Below are 15,677 nucleotides of genomic sequence, written 5' to 3'. Positions count from 1 at the left end.
CGCAGCGCCCAGAAAAACAGACGCGATTCGAAACCAGAAGCCGTCGCAAAGGTATCAAGGCCAAGAAATTGAAAGCGCTGTGCCTTTCTGCCTTCCTCAAATAGGACAACCAGCGCCACGACAGCCTGTCGTTAACTGCCCGATCCTCTCTATGAGAGCGAATCGGGGTGTGATCTACAGCGGAGCAAGGCACCTGACTCGTAATCAGGCCAGCCACTGAGCACCGTCGACAAAGCGCGGCGGCAGGCAAAGCCAGAGGTGACGACCTCGCGTAGATCACACCCCGATGCGGACGAAACTGCGGCCTATAACCGCCCACCTGCATCACTCGGCGAATAGCTCAACCCGCATTGCGCAGGGTCAGCGCCAACCTGGTATTGGCGAGCTACCTTGATCTGGCACAAGCGCCGCGACAGCCGGGAAAGACCGGCAACCCATTCGATAGGTGGCCACTGCCTGCCCAGTGAGCGAGCCATAGGAGGATGACCATCATGTAACAGTGACCGATTCACCTGCGCGGCGCGGCAAGCCTGAAGGCCGGCGCCCATCACTCATACAGGCAGCGGACAGTAGGCCGTCGATGTCACCGCGCATCGGCCGAATGAGGTAGGCCACCCCAGCGCACGAAGACAACTTGACGCTGCAAACCCGGTCTGTCGCCAGCAGCGAGACCGGGCCACCCTCCCCCGACCAACCCCGAATGCACTCCCCTCCGCGCCCAACGGCAACCAGCGGAGCGGCTGAGTGCATCCGAGTTTTGTTGGATCAACACCCGCCACCACGGAGGCGACCATGGCAACCAGCTATGCAGACAGTGCGCAGGCCCGAGAGTGGGATCGGCGCTTTGATGAATGGGGCCGGCCCAAAGCGCCGCAGGTTGAAGACTTCCACGACTACGAAGCCGCAGCGCAAGAACTCACACAGCGTCAGGCGCTGATGGCCGCTCAAGAGTTGGTCGACCGCAAGGCGCGGGCCAAGCGAGTCGCGGCAGCAGTGGTCGCCTATGGCGAATTCTGGGGGCTCAAATGAACATCCAGCAGCGTGACCATCAAACGGCGGTGACGTGGATCGAGGGCGAGATCAGCAACATGATCCGCGACCTCGGCAAGCCCAACGCCAGCGCCGCAGCGACATCCTGCATCATCCTGGCCTTCATGCTTCGTGCCATTGATGACAACGAGCACCGCCACTACCGCGCTCGCATCGACCAGATTTACGCCTCCTACAACGCCTCCACCTCGCAAGGAGCTGCAGCATGACAACCGCACCGGTAAAAACGCTTCTCGATGAGCAGCTGGAGGAAATTGAACGCAGCCTCGCGGTTGTCGGCGCTGGTATCCCTCGTGAGCTTCCTGTTTCGGCGCTCCCTCCTCCGCTGGTGGCGGCCATCAAACAAGGCCGCATCGCTGTGAGGGCTCGGTCATGAAAATCATGTTCTGGTGTCTTGCCGCTGGCCTGTTGGTGGTTATGGCTGCTTACAGCGCGGCTCAATATTCGTCCGGCGTGTGCCAGATGCCGCGCTCCACCTCCTACAACGTGTTCCGATGACCAGCCTTCAGCGTGCACGCCGCATCCTGATTCGGCGCGGCTCGTTTCGAGTCCTCTCGATTTACACCTTCCTGATGCTGCTCAGCGCCCTCGCCGATCGCATCACTCAATAAACAACACCACCACAAGCTGCGCTCGGCGCGGCAAGGAACCGTCATGTCCGCAAAAGCCCAACAAGCACCTTTGCAAGAGTCCATCGAAATGACCGCTGTAGCGCCAAAAGTAGCTGTCACCGATATCGCCGAATATCGGCCGCATGAAGAGCAAATCGTCCGATTGGAAACGACCTACGCGAACCTCGTTGTCGACTGCTCTACAAGTGAGGGCTTGGCGAATGCGAAGGAAGTTCGCGTTGATATTCGCGATGTCCGCTACGCCTTGGCCAATACCACGAAAACGGCGCTGATTCCCTATCAACAGGCGGTTAAAGACGCCCAGGCTCGCGTCAACCAAGTGAAGGAATTCGGTGAGGCGTTGAAGGATCGCGTACTTGCGATCGAAGCGCCTGTCGACGAAGCCATCAAGGCCGAAGAAAAGCGCGCAGCTGACGCCAAGGCCGAACGCGAGCGCATCGAAGCTGAGCGCATCGAAGCCATTCGAGCAAAAATCACCCGATTCAGCTCAGTCGCCGCTGCATATGCAAGCCGTAGCGCTGCCGATGTTGCCAACGTCCTTCTGAGCGTCAAAGAGTCGGTAATCCTGCCAGACGAATACGCCGAGTTCGAAGCGGAAGCCACCATTGCCCGCGACAACGCTATTGATCAGCTTGAAGTACTGCAAAGGGCTGCTGTTGACCGCGAAGAGGCGGCAACCAAGCTGCTGGCACAACAAAAAGAGCTGGATGAACTGCGTGAGAAGCAACGCATCGCCGATGCTGAAGCAGAAGAGTTGCGCAAGCAGCGCGCCGAGGAAGATCGCCTGCGTTTGAAGAAGCAGCAGGATGAACTCGACCAGCAGCGCCGCGATATGGAAGCGCAACAACGCCAGCAACGTGAGCAGCAAGAAGAACAGCAACGCCAGCAGCGCGAACGCGATGCGCAGTATCAGCGCGACCAAGAAGAGTTGGCTCGCCTGCGCGCACTGGCTGCAGCGCCCGCTGCGGTTGCAGACGTAATCACGACACCCGACGTTACCGACACATCGTCAACAACTGCAGCGGGAGCTGATCCGGTTCCAGTGGCTGACGAAGTCGCTGACTCGAACATGCCGAGCGCCAGCGAAGTGGTCGAGGTCGTGGCCATGGCCTTCTGCGTCACCAATGACGAGGCATCGGCCTGGCTGCGCGCCCTGTCGTTCTAACAAACCCTGAAATCACCCCGGAGGCCGGCCAAAGTCGTCGGCTATGGAGTTAGGAATGAACGCTCAAACCCAGATCGCTACTGTACCAATGGACACCAGCCCGACAGGGCTGATCCTCAATCGCGACAGCATGCAATCGATGACTGAACTCGCGGGCATCATGGCAGGCGGCAAAACCACCCTGCCGAAGCATTTCCACGGCAACACTGCCGACTGCATGGCAGTGATCATGCAGTCTATGCAATGGGGCATGAACCCCTTCCAGGTGGCGCAGAAGACATTCATCGTCAATGGCGGCCAGCTCAGCTATGAAGCACAGCTCGTCAACGCGGTGATTACCACGAGAGCGCCGACCCTTGATCGAATCCATTATGAGTGGTTCGGCGACTGGGACAAGATCATTGGCAACTTCCGTGAAATCGAAAGCAAAAAGCAAATGGATGATCACGGACAGCCGAAGAAATACCGCGTCCCAAACTGGAACATAAACGACGAGAAAGGCCTCGGCGTCCGCGTTTGGGCTACGTTCGTTGGCGAAGACGCTCCACGCGAACTGACCACCTTGATGACTCAGGCGCGAACCCGGAACTCTACGCTATGGGCGGACGATCCGAAGCAGCAGATCGCGTATCTGGCGCTTAAAAAATGGGCTCGTCTATATTGCCCCGACGTGATTCTGGGCGTGTACACCCGTGACGAGCTGGACGACGGCTACGCGCTTCCGGAAACGGATGTTACCCCACGATCTACCAACGAAAAACCAGCAGATGTTGGAGCTGCGTCGGTTCCTCAGGGCGACGCAACCGACGCAACTGCGGACCTGTTCGAGCAGCTGAAAAAGATCGCTCAAGAACAAGGGATTGATGGCTACGAAAAGGCCTGGAAGGCGTTGAAGCCGCAGCAGCGCGGCGCTATTGGCGTGACACGTCACGGTGAGCTGAAGTCGATTGCACAGACAATTGAGGCAGAGTTCACAACCCTCAACGAAAGCGCAAACGGCAATGCAAGCGACGATGTTCAGGGCGGCGAGCAATGAACGCCTCAGTAGACCTTCAACGCACCGAGCAGTGGCATCAAGAACGCAGCGGGCGCCTAACGGCAAGCAGGTTCAAGGATGTGATTGCTTGGGGTGATCGTGACAAGCACGGAAAGCGCAAGCCGCTCGCGGCTCGCACCACTTACATGCGCGAGCTGGCCTTCGAGAGACTGGCCAACCGATCAAAGCATTCGGTCAGCAGCAAGTCGATGGCCTGGGGGACTGAAGTTGAGCAGTCGAGTCACGACTTTTACGAAATCCTGACCGGCAATACCGTCATCAAGTCGGGCTTCTTGGTTCATCCAAAATACGACTGGTTGGGCTGCTCGCCGGACGGCTTGATTGGCGAGGACGGTGGCATTGAGTCGAAGTGTCCATTCAATGAAGCCGTCCACGTCCGTACCTGGCTCGAAGGCATGCCCGACGAACACAAGCCGCAGGTTCAGGGCTGCATGTTCGTCACGGGCAGGGAGTGGTGGGATTTCCTGTCGTTCGATCCGCGCCAAGACGAAGACTGCCGCCTATACATCGAGACCATCAAGCGCGATGACGAGTACATCGCAATGCTTCATCAAGAGCTGGTTCAGTTCAATCTGGAACTCGGCAGGATGGTTGATGAAGTCGCCGACAGAGCGCGGGCGCAAGCCCATCGATTAGGAGCCTGAGCATGATCAGCAACCACCTAAACCTCGTCGAGCAGCACCGACCGGACGCCGAGTCGATCGCTGAACGAATCGCGCAGTATCTGGCCGCCGGCGGACGGATCGACCAGTTGAAAAGCCCGCCGCGCAATCCGCTGCCGCCGCCCCGCTCGAAGAAAATAGACCCTGAAACGGTCCTCAAGCGCCGGCCGAAGCCGATATCGGCGGCCGAACGCAAGGCGCTGCGCAAAATGGCGGACTCGCTATGAAGTCGAAACGCAAACCCAACAACGGTTTCGCCCGGGCTGAACGCAGTTGCCGGGCGCTGCTGCGCACCAACCACGTCGCGGTCGTGAACATCGACCCCAGCGGAAGCCAGATCATGGCGAACTGGAAAAGCTGCAAGCAGATCCGCAGTCTGGCGATCGCCAACGCAATCTTCGATTTCTCCTACCGCTGGACGATCTACATCGCCGCCATGTGTCGCGACGAGCGCGGCGCCGAGTACATCAAGTCGGTGGAAATCTCGCCCGAGGGCATCTACAAGGTCGAGCGCCTTACCGATGCCATCGAGCATTACTACCTGGAGCTGCGCAACAGCGCGAACCCGAATCATCTGGTCGCGTCAGGCTGGATTGCGATTCCCGACGAGATCTCGATGGATGAAGCCGAAGCCGCGAAGCTGTTCTACGCCGCCGGCGCCTGGCATCAGGTGAAGGTCGCAGCGTGAGACGTTTTCGCACCCAACAACGCAAACGACAGACCTGGCTGGACTTGCCGGCCAGCGGAATTGAAGAGGTAGGCCATGGCCAAGAGCAATGCGCAATTGCAGAAGGACAAGCGAGCCAAGGAGAAGGCGCTGCTCGATCGGATCGGCGCCGAGAAGCGATCGCTGATTGTTTCGAAAGCGCTCGATGATGCCCTGCTGATTCTCGGCGAGCGCCACGGCTTCGAGGAATGGCAGGAGACGGTGTCGACGTTCATCATCAATCTGGCCGCAGCGCCGGCCGAAGAGTCAGAGCGCTTCGTCAGCATGTCGCGACCGGAATTGGTAATTAAGGAGAAGTGGTCGAGACAGCTTGAAGACTTTGCGAAAACAGGCACCGACAGCTTTCAGTGAAATCCACTCGGTGCCAATCAACTGGATTACCGTGGGCCGGGCATCGAACTTGGTTTGCTTTTCGAGTCGAGCTGATCAGCTGCAGCAATGGCTGAATCAAGATCATAAATCCAAGTTGAGTCTGCGCCAGGGCCAATCAACTGATAGCCCACAACCTCTCTCGTATTGTCGAGGTGAATCATCACCCTTTCGTAAACGGTGAATTTCCCTTTTGTGTAAACCGCAGCGCCTCGTTGCATTTCTTGCTCCTTGATCCGGCCCCATGCCGGTCACTCGTAATACCCCAACCCAAACCAAATTGCCACCACCGGTCCCGGAAGGCAGTGCCGGCATTGGAGAGCACCATATTCAAGAGGGCCTGATTTTATTTGCAATACGTTTGGTATAACGTGAATACCATTCAAAAATTAGAATTGCATGAACGAGGCTATCGATTCATTACCTTAGAAAAGATCGCACCTTCATTTTCATTTCTTTATTACTACAAAACCTGTAGAGCGTATTGATTCTTTCTTCTGCGCAGTCAAGTTTCTCTATCGCATAGTGAGAAAGCCCCTCCAACATTACCCGATCATTCTCCGCGGCAAACCGCATGAGTTGAGTTCTACAGTTATCCACATCCGCAAGAGCTTCGTATGTCTCATTCGCGACTGAAAAAAACTTACTATCAAGAACAGCGAGATCAACGATCGACTTATCGAAAAAAGCAGTATAAACCAATGGCAGTGAGCCACCGCCGCCACCCCCGTCCAGCCTACGACAAACCACTGAAATAAAACCGCTTTCATATTTTGTTATTATTAGCTCGGAAAAACTTTCATCTAAGACCGCACGAAAGTATCCCTTTATTGTTCTTACCGTAAAAGCATTCTTCATGAGTTCTTCAGCCAATAACAACTTGTATGCGGCTAGTTTCCTTTTCTTTTCTCCACTCCTTTTTTAAGCTCAATTACTTCCTTTGTGACAAACAAAGTGATCGCACATAACGCAGTTATAGGGAGAATCGACTCCACCAAATTAACGAGCTCGCTCATTTTCATCTCATTGAAATATAGGAAATACAGCAACCTCATGGGAATTGTAAGCGCATCCGTCCTATACCCTAGGGCGGAAAACAAATACCGCAACGGTCGGAGATACGCCAGCTCAGACGAAATTCGGCGGCTCAACGATTGGATGCGCCGACTCCTTGTAGCTGGCCAGGTCGATCACTTCGCGAAGGAACACGACCATCTCCAGCCTCACCGCGTCGTCGGGCAGCCCTATCCGTTTCAGCATCGCTTTAGCGTCTTCTTCGATAGCCGCTAGCGCATCTACATCGCTCTGCAACCTCATGTCGGCCTCCTGCCATTGTGAGATTGCAGATAAATAACCCACTTCAACGAATCACGCCAGCCGGCGAGGCAATCGGCTGTCTGGAGCAATTATGAATCCCTACCTGATCACCGGACCGGCGCAGATCGGCATCAGTGGTGGTCGCACAAGCGGGCACATGGTCTACAAGATCCTCGAAGCACACGGCGGCACCCTCCCGCCTGATGTGCACCTGTTCTTTCAGAACACCGGCAAAGAACGCGAGGAAACACTGGTCTTCATCGACCAAATCGCGAAGCGCTGGAACGTGAACATAGTCTGGATGGAATGGTGCCGCGAGTACGGCCAGCCGGATGATGCTCCCTGGTACAGGCTGGTGGACTTCGAAACGGCCAGCCGCAACGGCGAGCCATTCACCATGATGCTCGAGTATTACGCGGCGTATCGCAAGGCAGAAAAGGGGCTCCAACCGGTCCTGCCAAATTTCTCCAACAACATGTGCACCGCCTACCTGAAGATCAAGATTGGCGAGAAACACATGCGTTCGCTGGGTTACGACGAGTGGGACTGCGTGATCGGCATCCGCAAGGACGAAGCTGGACGCTACCAGCGGATGATGGCCGCCAATGCAAAGGGCGGCACCCGATGGGACAACGTCTGCCCTTCCTATACCGCTGGAATCACAAAGGAGGATGTCGCCGAATTCTGGCAAAAACAAGAGTTTGATCTGGGCATGGATTCTGACCTCGGAAACTGCGACCTGTGCTGGAAGAAAGGTGAGGACAAGTTGTTCAAGGCAATCCAGGCTGAGCCAGATCGCGTCATCTTTTGGTCTGGCGCTGAGGAACGCTTCAACCAGGTATTCCGAATGGACCGCCCAAAGTATGCCCACCTGGCCTGGTATGCGGAAAACTACAAGGGCCAGATGGATGCGTTTGGCTATTCAGAGGATATCGACTGCTTCTGTGGCGACTGATCACTTAAATGCGGAGACAAGCCCTGTCAGGGAGCCGATTAGTCCTACGGCGATGCCGAACCAGTACAGCACCATTTCCCGCCGATGCTTCTGTGCCTCACGGATTGCTGCAATTGCTGCGTATTCGCCGGCGGTCGTCAGGCACATCGCAGTGTCTTGAGAAATGCCGCTCTCAACTTCTTCCCACAATTTTTGGTCGTTAGGATCAACCATTGGGACTCCCAGTTTCTCCAAACGATATCGGTAGATCTTCGTAAGCAATGTCCTTCGCCATTGATATAGATCGGTGCTTTCGCAGTAATACATATGAAGCGCACCACTTTCGTACGCGGCTTGGGTATTTGGCGGCCTAGCCTTTTCGACTAAGTCTTCTGATTTTCTGCATCTGCGCAAATCCATTCTGTACTGCCAAATCATAGGCAGCATGGCTTTAAGCCGATTGGTCAGCTTCATAGTTCAATCCATCGGATCTTCAATCCCAGCAATATACCGCCCGGGCATGCCCCGGCAAGGATTCTCTATGTCCTCACAACAGAAATTGCCTCAGTTCATCCATGGCCAGCCAAGCATGGGCCTGCCGTTCGAAAAAGAACTGGTGGTTGACCTGTTCGCCGGCGGTGGCGGCGCCAGCACCGGCATCGCCCGGGCATACCGGGAGCCGGACGTGGCGGTGAACCACAATCCAATCGCCCTGGCTGTGCACCGCGCCAACCACCCCACAACAGCGCACTACGTCGCGGACGTTTTCGAGGTAGATCCTCGTGAGGCCACCGGCGGCCAGCCAGTCGCAATCATCTGGGCATCGCCGGATTGCCGACACCACAGCAAGGCCAAAGGCGGCGCGCCACGCGATCGTGGTGTTCGAGGGCTGGCTTGGGTTGTGATCCGCTGGCTGTTCGTCACGAAGTCGCGCCTGCTCTTCCTCGAAAACGTTGAAGAGTTCTGCGACTGGGGTCCTATCGACGATGACGGACAGCCGATCAAGTCTGAACGCGGCCGCACCTTTAAAGCGTTTATTGCCGCGATCAGCACCGGCCTGCCCGCTGACCATCCGGATATGCCGGAGATCATCGAGGCGATCGGAGAGTTCGTGCCGGTGGAGGCTCTGGTGCGAGGGCTGGGCTACAACGCTGAGTGGCGGGAGCGCATCGCGGCGAACGCCGGCACCCCGACCATCCGCAAGCGCCTGTACCTGGTTGCGCGCAGCGACGGGAAGCCGATCGTCTGGCCAGCGCCAAAGCGCCACAAGCGGCCAGCGGCGAAACAATTGCCGTGGCGCTCGGCGGCAGAGTGCATCGACTGGAGCAACCTCGGTCGCACGATCTTCCGCGACAAGCCGATGGCCGAGAACACGATGCGCCGCGTGGCGAAGGGCTGCTGGCGTCATGTCCTGACCAGTGCGAAGCCTTTCATCGTTCCAATGCGCGGCACCTCATCGGCGCACACCAGCAAGCACGGTACCGACGAAGCACTTTCCACGATCAGCGCGGGCGGCACCCATCACGCACTGGTGCAGCCGGTTGCAGCGCCCTTCCTCACCGAGTGCGCCAACGGATCAGCGCAGCGCAACTTCGACGTGCAGGAGCCGCTGCGCACTCAAGTCGCCCAGGTCAAAGGCGGCCACTTCGCGATGGCAGCAGCACACATGACCGCATTCGGGCAGAACGCAGCAGGCAGCTCACCTGACGACCCAACGCAAACAGTTCTGGCCGGTGCCGCACGCCACGGCATCGTTACAGCGTTCTTCGAACAGGCGAATGGCGGCTTCTACAAGGGAGACGGCCGATCGGCCTACGATCCGATCTCGACCATCTGCCAGTCCGGCGCCAACCAGCGGCTGGTGAGCGCGTACCTAGTGAAGTATTACGGCAACGAGAAGGACGGAATTTCGCTCAATGAGCCGATGCACACGCTGCCGACGAAAGACCGCGTTGCGGTTGTCGAGACGGTGCAGGTGCCGGACACGCTGACGCCCGAGCAGATGGAAGGCGCACGCCGCTGCGCTGCGTTCATGCACCAGTACCTGCCGGAGCACTTCAAAGACCCGGCGGAAATGGTGATGGTCGGCGGCTATGTGCTGATCGATATCACGCTGCGCATGCTGCAACCGCCTGAGCTGAAGGCCGCCCAAGGCTTCGACAAGGACTACATCATCGATCGTGGGCTGTTCGTCGACCCGGTCACCGGTGCTGAAGAATGGCGCGACATCAAGAAGGTGGACCAGGTGCGGCTGATCGGCAACAGCGTCTGTCCCGACGAAGCCGAGGCACTGGTCGCCGCAAACGCCGCAGACATCATCGAGCTTTATCAGCGGCTCGCCGCGTAGCTCAACCGAACCACACCTGCCATGGCATTGTGTTTAACCATTCGAGGAGTCGAGCCAAAAGGCTCACCAATTGATCAGCCACAAGCTGTAACAGCAGGTCTTCGAGAAGTCGAAACATCATCGCATTTAGCCTATCAGCAAGCCGGTATTACCAGCGACCGCCGATGTTAATTCAGCCCGCTAACCAGCGCGCGAAATGTGCGTAATCAGTTGTGGAAATCCCCTCGCCACCCTCCACCGGCCGGGCATGCCCCGGCATGGGACGCCCCATGTACCCCACCGCAAGTAGTCAATCCTAGAAATAGCACTGCACCTCCAGAGGCTTAAACAAAAGCACCTTGCCTTTTATTTATCTTTACAATCCAACTGTGTCGCTGATCGCCCTCTACAATCCCGAAAGGAAATATCTTTTCCTTAAAATCCTCCAATCCATTCAAATAGGAAACCCTCAACAGCCCTCCACATATTGTGTGCCTTCCGTCAAACTGAACCTGAAATGACAAGCCTTTAGCTGAGCTGAGTATTGGCACATGGGACAAAATTAAGTCTTCGTGGCGAACCTCTAGATCAGTTACTGAATGCCCGCCATTGTTTAGAGTAAACTCAAAGCTGAACCGCGCATTGCTTTGGCTATAAAATCGACCTGAGAGTACAAACTTTGGCTCTACCGAAGATGCGAGGCGCCTGCTCTCCATCAAGGAGTTCTCTTTAGCCATCTGCAATTGGTCAGTAGATATACCCACTAGTTGCTTTTGTTGATCAACTGAATTTCTTAGTTCGGAAGCTTGGATAATTAGAGCTTCTGAACTTATGCGCAACTCACGCCCTTGTTGTAAATAACCTAAAATTAACCATAGAAAGGCAACCGGGCCAAACACGCCCGCTAACAAGTCACCCACCTCATTCAGCTTGAGGGCCACCAATTCATCGAATTTGGCCCCCATGATCATGATGGCTCCGCCGACATAGACAGCAGTTGCATGCGCCGCCCACCACTCTAGGCTCCGGCAGCACCACCAATTTATTTGAGCAACCCAGTACGCGCGATAGCGATTCAATAGATTCTTCCTTGTGAAAATCAGCAATCCACTTTAGCAAAAAATACTTGCTCGTAACTCTTACGTAGCAACACAGCCCCCTTCAAAGTCAGCCGCTATAGCGGCAAGGACGAAGTCATGCCTGAAGAAAAGTTGATTGGCCCTGTCGAAGTCGTGCGCGATGAGCACGGTTACTGGTATCACCCCGACATTCCGGATTTTGACGAGGACGCAGAAGCATGGAAGGCGTGGCTGGCCACCCAAGGATTGACAGTGGTCGGATGGCACATGGATTCCGACTTGGACTCTCATCCCTACTGGGAAGATGGCGAGGCTCACTGCCACGGCTGGGAGCCAGAAACGCCACCAGCATACGACTGGTTTCTGCTCGGAATTTTCGACACTGATGACGGCCCGTATGTGCAATGGGCGACCCGCGAGGTGCAGCTATGACCGCTATCAAGGAGCGGCCGATCCATTTCTCGGCGCCGATGGTGCGCGCCATTCTGGATGGCCGGAAGACGGTAACGCGCCTAACCATGTCGGTCCAGCCCGAACTGGACGGCGCCTTTGGAAAGTTTACGGCGCAGGATGGGGTGCTGGAATTTCCAGCGTACCCGCAATGCCGGGGCATAGCCTCGCAGCGAACTGCCCCATCGGCATGGCCGGCGAAAGATTGTGGGTGCAGGAAGCTTGGGCGATTGCTGGAGGCATGCCCCACGATCCCGGTTACGTCGTGCTGCGATCAGAGTTCGACGGCGATTACGACGACTGTGGAAACCCGATAGACCGGTGGCGCCCGGCAGAAACGATGGATCGGGATGATTGCCGGGTCGAACTGGAGATCACAGCCGTCAGCATTGAGCGGTTGTGGGCCGGCGAAGGCGAGACCGCTTTCGAAAGCCGTTACGTTGCCGAGGGCATCAACCGAATTCACCAGGGCGACGGCGAGTACGCATTTCACCCATTCAAAAGCGAACCGGGGCCGGGAAGCTGGACTGACCCGTTCGCCGCCTGGCGCGAGTTGTGGGTGTCGGTGAACGGCGCCGATTCGTGGAACGCAAACCCGTGGGTCTGGGTCGTTGAGTTCAAGCGGGTGACGCCATGATCGCCCTCGCCTGGTTCGCCTACGTGTACTGCTACAAGGGGCCGCGGTGATGATTAGCTCAATGAAATCATTTTATCCAAACAACCTCGGCGACCCCTGAGGGCAATACCACAGAGCACGCCTCTTTGCTTTGCCAAAAGAATCTGTACTCCTGTTGCCATGCGTCATCTTGAGATTTTAAAAAATGACCGCGCTGGTGATCACGCGTGTACTTGCAATCTCCAAACTTAGATCTACGGCCAAGCTTCCTATCTAAGTGCTTTCGCAACCTGTCGATGTCGTAGATGCGCACACATGCGGCCTTCCCAAATCGCTCCCCAATTTCAGGATCCAAGACGTTACAGAATGACTGAATCAAGCCGTCTTCAGTATAGAAGTTAGCGTTATGAACGTCAGGCAAGCGGACGCCATTGTAGTAATTTCCTTTGCCGGTGAATCCCCGAATGCTTGGTGTTTCACCAAATGAGATCGCCGGGCTAAGAACCCTTAAGTCGACACTCGATTCATGGATCAGGTTTTCATCGGGCGTAAAGATCCCGTCCCGATCCATGCGCTTGTATGTGCTGGCTAAAGATAGAGGAATGGCCCCGCCATTGACCCATGCGTCGGCCCACTGTACCTGCGTCAAATAAAGAAATTTGTGCATCTCCCCTCCTGAGATTACTCGCTGCTCCAGGTGAAGCTAACTCTTGGACTAGCGAATAGCCACCCTCCCCCAACTCAACAGCCTGCCGGTGTACGGCGGGCGAGGAATTCGTATGCCCGAATTAACGTACGACCAGAAGCTCGTGGATTACGCGACGGCGCCGAAAGCATCGGCCGGCATCATCTGCCAGATCGAGAACGGTGACTTCGTGAAGCACTGGTGCGGCAAGCTGCGCGGCAAGTTCATCCAAGTCGGCCCCACCTGGAAGGCCGCCAACAAACAGCAAGCAATCGAAAAAGCTCGAGAGTTTCGAGAACAGTGCCGGACAGAAGCAAAAGCGAAAGGCTTGCTGCCTGCATAACCGATCACCACCTTCTGCCGCCACGCGCGGCATGGAGCATCACATGAAAAAAGAGCTGATCAAGATCAGTGAATTCCAGCGCCGGCGCTGGGGTGAAAACGGCACACCACCCTGCCCCCAGGCGATCCGCAACTACATCCGCAACGGCCAGGTGCCCGGCGAGCAAATCGGCAAACTCTGGTACGTTGACTGGACAGCCTTCAGCCGCTCGGATGGCAATGACCTGGTCGCGATGGTATTGAAAGGAGCTGCATGATGGTCCCACGGCCGCGCAACAAGGCGAACAAGAGCCTACCGCAGAACCTGTATTTCGATTCGCGGCGCTCGACCTATCGCTACCGCCGGCCCACCGACGGTAAGTGGTTCCAGTTCGGATCTGACCGGATCAAGGCGATCGATGCCGCGAAGCAGTTGAATCTGGAGTTCATGCGCGGCGCTGACTTGGTCGGCGCCGTAATGGGCAGCACATCGGAATCGTTCGCCGGCTTCTTGGACGCATACGAACGCGACGTGCTGCCGCCGAGGGAGCTCGCAAAAGGAACCTTGGGCCTGTACGCCGTGCACTTCCGCCGTTTTCGGAAACAATTTGAGGGCAAAGCCGTCGATCAGATCACGATCCGCATGCTGGCGGAGATGCTGGACGCCCTCACCCCGCGCACTGCCAACCAATGCCGCGCACTGCTGATCGACATCTTCAACCACGCAGCGGCCAAGGGCCTGTGCCCCGATAACCCGGCCGCCAGCACCATCAACCGAATCGAGAAAAAGCAACGCAAGCGACACACCGTCGAGGGCCTGAAGGCCATCCGGGAGAAATCACCGTTCTGGCTGCAGAATGCAATCGACCTCGCGCTCATTACTGCGCAGCGCCGGACTGACATATTGAATATGCGGTTCGATGGTGTTCGGGAAGGTTTTTTGTATGTGGTTCAGCAGAAGACGGCCAAGGCCAGCGACGCGGCGTGGATCCGGTTTAAAGTGACCGAAGAACTCCAGGCGGTGATCAGCCGGTGCCGGGATGACATCGTCTCGCCCTACCTGATCCATCGCCGCCCAGACCGCAAAAAGCAGAAGCAGGCGCAGACGAAGGACCACTGGACGCAGGTCGAAGAGCGATATTTGACGCGAGCCTTCAAGGAGGCCCGGAATGCGGCGGGTTGTTACAAGGGATGGAAGGAAGAGGAAATGCCGGGCTTCCATGAAGTGCGAGCGCTATCGCTGCACCTGTATCAGAAAGCCGGGAAGGACGGTCAGAAGATTGCCGGCCACGCCAGCGAGACCATGACGAAGAACTACCAGAAGGACCATGCCGAGATCGTCTGGTCAGAGGCAATTCCTGATCTGAATATCAGCGAAATCACCGGGTAGTTTTGCGCAAGTTTTGCGCGGGTTTTGCGCAGGCACAAAAAAGCCGATCCATCTGATCGGCTTAAGTGTCTGATTCTAATCTGGAATAATGGTCGGGACGGAGTGATTCGAACACTCGACCCCTAGCACCCCATGCTAGTGCGCTACCGGACTGCGCTACGCCCCGACTGATGTTGCGTTGCGTTCTTCACCTCGAAGAACGCTCAAGAATATATCGCAAGCGTTTGAAAACTGGAAGTATTCAAACGCAGCTTTTTATTTCTTGAGCACCACCAGCACGTCTTCCAATTCCGCAATCATCTGCCGGATCATCTGCTTGTACTGGGTGGTGTCGTCTTTGGCTTCGTCGCCGGACAGGCGCAGACGTGCGCCGCCGATGGTGAAACCCTGATCGTAAAGGAGCGCACGGATCTGCCGGATCATCAGCACGTCCTGGCGCTGATAATACCGGCGGTTTCCGCGGCGTTTGACGGGGTTGAGCTGAGGAAACTCCTGCTCCCAGTAGCGCAGCACGTGTGGCTTTACGGCACACAGCTCGCTGACTTCACCGATGGTGAAGTAGCGTTTGCCCGGGATGACGGGTAGTTCGTCGTTATGACTTGGTTCCAGCATAAGCCTCAACTCGGGCCTTCAACTTCTGCCCTGGACGAAAGGTGACCACACGGCGAGCCGTGATCGGGATTTCTTCCCCCGTTTTCGGGTTGCGGCCAGGCCGCTGGCGTTTGTCCCGAAGGTCAAAATTGCCGAAACCGGACAATTTGACCTGCTCGTTGTCTTCAAGAGCGTGCCTGATTTCCTCGAAAAACAGTTCTACCAATTCCTTGGCTTCCCGCTTGTTCAGGCCCAGCTCTTCATACAGACGTTCCGCCATCTCAGCTTTCGTCAAAGCCCCCATAC

At 56.5% G+C, this 15,677-nt stretch carries 24 protein-coding genes, 1 tRNA gene and 1 pseudogene; 17 read left to right on the top strand and 9 right to left on the bottom strand.

Translation table 11 applies throughout. The features are described from left to right. Nucleotides 1-792 precede the first annotated feature (792 nt). From ACZZZ4_RS18640 to ACZZZ4_RS18595, 10 genes are all read left to right on the top strand, one after another. Entirely contained in the window at nucleotides 793-1,029 is a 237-nt protein-coding gene (locus tag ACZZZ4_RS18640) for a hypothetical protein (protein ID WP_150635493.1), read from the top strand. Then, nucleotides 1,026-1,259: a hypothetical protein gene (locus ACZZZ4_RS18635; RefSeq protein ID WP_463548404.1), complete on the top strand. Its 234-nt coding sequence runs from the start codon at nucleotides 1,026-1,028 to the stop codon at nucleotides 1,257-1,259. Before ACZZZ4_RS18640 ends, ACZZZ4_RS18635 begins: the two co-directional genes overlap by 4 nt. Continuing rightward, on the top strand, nucleotides 1,256-1,426 hold the full coding sequence (locus ACZZZ4_RS18630; protein ID WP_186565589.1) for a hypothetical protein: 171 nt from the start codon (nucleotides 1,256-1,258) through the stop codon (nucleotides 1,424-1,426). Before ACZZZ4_RS18635 ends, ACZZZ4_RS18630 begins: the two co-directional genes overlap by 4 nt. Continuing rightward, nucleotides 1,423-1,548 (top strand): hypothetical protein, encoded by a 126-nt coding sequence (locus tag ACZZZ4_RS18625; RefSeq protein ID WP_264082174.1) that lies wholly within the window; start codon nucleotides 1,423-1,425, stop codon nucleotides 1,546-1,548. Before ACZZZ4_RS18630 ends, ACZZZ4_RS18625 begins: the two co-directional genes overlap by 4 nt. Before the next feature lie 156 nt (nucleotides 1,549-1,704). Next, entirely contained in the window at nucleotides 1,705-2,847 is a 1,143-nt protein-coding gene (locus ACZZZ4_RS18620) for a hypothetical protein (protein ID WP_225927675.1), read from the top strand. Nucleotides 2,848-2,902: 55 nt separating this feature from the next. Next, nucleotides 2,903-3,883, top strand: coding sequence for a RecT family recombinase (locus tag ACZZZ4_RS18615; RefSeq protein WP_186565591.1), 981 nt, complete (start codon nucleotides 2,903-2,905; stop codon nucleotides 3,881-3,883). Beyond that, complete coding sequence (locus tag ACZZZ4_RS18610) at nucleotides 3,880-4,548, top strand: lambda exonuclease family protein (protein WP_186565593.1); 669 nt, start codon at nucleotides 3,880-3,882, stop codon at nucleotides 4,546-4,548. The genes ACZZZ4_RS18615 and ACZZZ4_RS18610 overlap by 4 nt, the downstream gene beginning before the upstream one ends. 2 nt (nucleotides 4,549-4,550) lie before the next feature. Beyond that, nucleotides 4,551-4,793, top strand: a complete 243-nt coding sequence (locus ACZZZ4_RS18605) for a hypothetical protein (RefSeq protein ID WP_090283103.1) — start codon at nucleotides 4,551-4,553, stop codon at nucleotides 4,791-4,793. Then, nucleotides 4,790-5,254: a hypothetical protein gene (locus ACZZZ4_RS18600; RefSeq protein ID WP_463548403.1), complete on the top strand. Its 465-nt coding sequence runs from the start codon at nucleotides 4,790-4,792 to the stop codon at nucleotides 5,252-5,254. Before ACZZZ4_RS18605 ends, ACZZZ4_RS18600 begins: the two co-directional genes overlap by 4 nt. Before the next feature lie 75 nt (nucleotides 5,255-5,329). Next, entirely contained in the window at nucleotides 5,330-5,644 is a 315-nt protein-coding gene (locus ACZZZ4_RS18595) for a hypothetical protein (RefSeq protein WP_463548402.1), read from the top strand. 26 nt (nucleotides 5,645-5,670) lie between these two features. Here ACZZZ4_RS18595 and ACZZZ4_RS18590 read toward each other — a convergent pair whose 3' ends face one another. From ACZZZ4_RS18590 to ACZZZ4_RS18580, 3 genes are all read right to left on the bottom strand, one after another. Further along, complete coding sequence (locus ACZZZ4_RS18590; RefSeq protein WP_463548401.1) at nucleotides 5,671-5,883, bottom strand: hypothetical protein; 213 nt, start codon at nucleotides 5,881-5,883, stop codon at nucleotides 5,671-5,673. Nucleotides 5,884-6,082: 199 nt separating this feature from the next. Continuing rightward, on the bottom strand, nucleotides 6,083-6,535 hold the full coding sequence (locus ACZZZ4_RS18585) for a hypothetical protein (protein WP_463548400.1): 453 nt from the start codon (nucleotides 6,533-6,535) through the stop codon (nucleotides 6,083-6,085). A gap of 255 nt (nucleotides 6,536-6,790) precedes the next feature. Next, nucleotides 6,791-6,979, bottom strand: coding sequence for a hypothetical protein (locus ACZZZ4_RS18580; protein ID WP_463548399.1), 189 nt, complete (start codon nucleotides 6,977-6,979; stop codon nucleotides 6,791-6,793). Between the two features lie 91 nt (nucleotides 6,980-7,070). Here ACZZZ4_RS18580 and ACZZZ4_RS18575 point away from each other — a divergent pair, with 91 nt between their 5' ends. Further along, the gene (locus tag ACZZZ4_RS18575; protein WP_463548398.1) at nucleotides 7,071-7,934 is read left to right on the top strand and encodes an adenine nucleotide alpha hydrolase family protein; all 864 of its coding nucleotides are present in this window, start codon (nucleotides 7,071-7,073) and stop codon (nucleotides 7,932-7,934) included. Here ACZZZ4_RS18575 and ACZZZ4_RS18570 read toward each other — a convergent pair whose 3' ends face one another. Beyond that, nucleotides 7,935-8,387: a hypothetical protein gene (locus ACZZZ4_RS18570; protein WP_463548397.1), complete on the bottom strand. Its 453-nt coding sequence runs from the start codon at nucleotides 8,385-8,387 to the stop codon at nucleotides 7,935-7,937. A 67-nt stretch (nucleotides 8,388-8,454) separates the two neighbouring features. Here ACZZZ4_RS18570 and ACZZZ4_RS18565 point away from each other — a divergent pair, with 67 nt between their 5' ends. Continuing rightward, on the top strand, nucleotides 8,455-10,260 hold the full coding sequence (locus ACZZZ4_RS18565) for a DNA cytosine methyltransferase (protein WP_463548396.1): 1,806 nt from the start codon (nucleotides 8,455-8,457) through the stop codon (nucleotides 10,258-10,260). A gap of 323 nt (nucleotides 10,261-10,583) precedes the next feature. Here the strand turns inward: ACZZZ4_RS18565 and ACZZZ4_RS18560 are convergent, their stop codons facing one another. Further along, a complete protein-coding gene (locus ACZZZ4_RS18560) occupies nucleotides 10,584-11,318 on the bottom strand; it encodes a hypothetical protein (protein WP_463548395.1) in 735 nt (244 codons plus the stop codon). 117 nt (nucleotides 11,319-11,435) lie between these two features. Between ACZZZ4_RS18560 and ACZZZ4_RS18555 the strand changes: the two genes are divergently transcribed. Beyond that, complete coding sequence (locus tag ACZZZ4_RS18555) at nucleotides 11,436-11,750, top strand: hypothetical protein (protein WP_463548394.1); 315 nt, start codon at nucleotides 11,436-11,438, stop codon at nucleotides 11,748-11,750. Beyond that, nucleotides 11,747-12,405, top strand: a pseudogene (locus ACZZZ4_RS18550) (hypothetical protein). The gene ACZZZ4_RS18555 and the pseudogene ACZZZ4_RS18550 overlap by 4 nt, the downstream one beginning before the upstream one ends. Nucleotides 12,406-12,472: 67 nt before the next feature. On the opposite strand, the gene ACZZZ4_RS18545 reads toward ACZZZ4_RS18550, so the two are convergent. Continuing rightward, nucleotides 12,473-13,051 carry a hypothetical protein gene (locus tag ACZZZ4_RS18545; protein WP_463548393.1) on the bottom strand — a complete coding sequence of 193 codons (579 nt, stop codon included), beginning with the start codon at nucleotides 13,049-13,051 and terminating at the stop codon, nucleotides 12,473-12,475. A 112-nt stretch (nucleotides 13,052-13,163) separates the two neighbouring features. On the opposite strand from ACZZZ4_RS18545, the gene ACZZZ4_RS18540 reads away from it, so the two are divergent. From ACZZZ4_RS18540 to ACZZZ4_RS18530, 3 genes are read left to right on the top strand one after another with little or no spacing between them, the layout of a single operon-like run. Continuing rightward, on the top strand, nucleotides 13,164-13,412 hold the full coding sequence (locus ACZZZ4_RS18540; protein WP_336341206.1) for a hypothetical protein: 249 nt from the start codon (nucleotides 13,164-13,166) through the stop codon (nucleotides 13,410-13,412). 43 nt (nucleotides 13,413-13,455) lie between these two features. Continuing rightward, nucleotides 13,456-13,668: a hypothetical protein gene (locus ACZZZ4_RS18535; protein WP_083368497.1), complete on the top strand. Its 213-nt coding sequence runs from the start codon at nucleotides 13,456-13,458 to the stop codon at nucleotides 13,666-13,668. Next, nucleotides 13,668-14,780, top strand: coding sequence for a tyrosine-type recombinase/integrase (locus ACZZZ4_RS18530; RefSeq protein WP_463549287.1), 1,113 nt, complete (start codon nucleotides 13,668-13,670; stop codon nucleotides 14,778-14,780). The genes ACZZZ4_RS18535 and ACZZZ4_RS18530 overlap by 1 nt, the downstream gene beginning before the upstream one ends. 89 nt (nucleotides 14,781-14,869) lie before the next feature. On the opposite strand, the gene ACZZZ4_RS18525 is transcribed toward ACZZZ4_RS18530, so the two are convergent. From ACZZZ4_RS18525 to ihfA, 3 genes are all read right to left on the bottom strand, one after another. Continuing rightward, a tRNA-Pro gene (locus tag ACZZZ4_RS18525) sits at nucleotides 14,870-14,946 on the bottom strand. 89 nt (nucleotides 14,947-15,035) lie between these two features. After that, a complete protein-coding gene (locus ACZZZ4_RS18520; protein ID WP_003179985.1) occupies nucleotides 15,036-15,392 on the bottom strand; it encodes a MerR family transcriptional regulator in 357 nt (118 codons plus the stop codon). Further along, nucleotides 15,373-15,675 carry an integration host factor subunit alpha gene (gene ihfA / locus ACZZZ4_RS18515; RefSeq protein WP_002553164.1) on the bottom strand — a complete coding sequence of 101 codons (303 nt, stop codon included), beginning with the start codon at nucleotides 15,673-15,675 and terminating at the stop codon, nucleotides 15,373-15,375. Before ihfA ends, ACZZZ4_RS18520 begins: the two co-directional genes overlap by 20 nt. Nucleotides 15,676-15,677 lie beyond the last annotated feature (2 nt).

The organism is Pseudomonas sp. AC252 (genome assembly GCF_979258105.1).
Note: the sequence above shows the minus strand (reverse complement) of the source record. Positions and strands in the feature narration are given on the sequence as shown.

Coding starts and splice junctions, on each gene's coding strand:
- ACZZZ4_RS18640 (WP_150635493.1), top strand. CDS start 793: ATGGCAACCAGCTATGCAGACAGTGCGCAGGCCCGAGAGTGGGATCGG.
- ACZZZ4_RS18635 (WP_463548404.1), top strand. CDS start 1,026: ATGAACATCCAGCAGCGTGACCATCAAACGGCGGTGACGTGGATCGAG.
- ACZZZ4_RS18630 (WP_186565589.1), top strand. CDS start 1,256: ATGACAACCGCACCGGTAAAAACGCTTCTCGATGAGCAGCTGGAGGAA.
- ACZZZ4_RS18625 (WP_264082174.1), top strand. CDS start 1,423: ATGAAAATCATGTTCTGGTGTCTTGCCGCTGGCCTGTTGGTGGTTATG.
- ACZZZ4_RS18620 (WP_225927675.1), top strand. CDS start 1,705: ATGTCCGCAAAAGCCCAACAAGCACCTTTGCAAGAGTCCATCGAAATG.
- ACZZZ4_RS18615 (WP_186565591.1), top strand. CDS start 2,903: ATGAACGCTCAAACCCAGATCGCTACTGTACCAATGGACACCAGCCCG.
- ACZZZ4_RS18610 (WP_186565593.1), top strand. CDS start 3,880: ATGAACGCCTCAGTAGACCTTCAACGCACCGAGCAGTGGCATCAAGAA.
- ACZZZ4_RS18605 (WP_090283103.1), top strand. CDS start 4,551: ATGATCAGCAACCACCTAAACCTCGTCGAGCAGCACCGACCGGACGCC.
- ACZZZ4_RS18600 (WP_463548403.1), top strand. CDS start 4,790: ATGAAGTCGAAACGCAAACCCAACAACGGTTTCGCCCGGGCTGAACGC.
- ACZZZ4_RS18595 (WP_463548402.1), top strand. CDS start 5,330: ATGGCCAAGAGCAATGCGCAATTGCAGAAGGACAAGCGAGCCAAGGAG.
- ACZZZ4_RS18590 (WP_463548401.1), bottom strand. CDS start 5,883: ATGCAACGAGGCGCTGCGGTTTACACAAAAGGGAAATTCACCGTTTAC.
- ACZZZ4_RS18580 (WP_463548399.1), bottom strand. CDS start 6,979: ATGAGGTTGCAGAGCGATGTAGATGCGCTAGCGGCTATCGAAGAAGAC.
- ACZZZ4_RS18575 (WP_463548398.1), top strand. CDS start 7,071: ATGAATCCCTACCTGATCACCGGACCGGCGCAGATCGGCATCAGTGGT.
- ACZZZ4_RS18570 (WP_463548397.1), bottom strand. CDS start 8,387: ATGAAGCTGACCAATCGGCTTAAAGCCATGCTGCCTATGATTTGGCAG.
- ACZZZ4_RS18565 (WP_463548396.1), top strand. CDS start 8,455: ATGTCCTCACAACAGAAATTGCCTCAGTTCATCCATGGCCAGCCAAGC.
- ACZZZ4_RS18555 (WP_463548394.1), top strand. CDS start 11,436: ATGCCTGAAGAAAAGTTGATTGGCCCTGTCGAAGTCGTGCGCGATGAG.
- ACZZZ4_RS18545 (WP_463548393.1), bottom strand. CDS start 13,051: ATGCACAAATTTCTTTATTTGACGCAGGTACAGTGGGCCGACGCATGG.
- ACZZZ4_RS18540 (WP_336341206.1), top strand. CDS start 13,164: ATGCCCGAATTAACGTACGACCAGAAGCTCGTGGATTACGCGACGGCG.
- ACZZZ4_RS18535 (WP_083368497.1), top strand. CDS start 13,456: ATGAAAAAAGAGCTGATCAAGATCAGTGAATTCCAGCGCCGGCGCTGG.
- ACZZZ4_RS18530 (WP_463549287.1), top strand. CDS start 13,668: ATGGTCCCACGGCCGCGCAACAAGGCGAACAAGAGCCTACCGCAGAAC.
- ACZZZ4_RS18520 (WP_003179985.1), bottom strand. CDS start 15,392: ATGCTGGAACCAAGTCATAACGACGAACTACCCGTCATCCCGGGCAAA.
- ihfA (WP_002553164.1), bottom strand. CDS start 15,675: ATGGGGGCTTTGACGAAAGCTGAGATGGCGGAACGTCTGTATGAAGAG.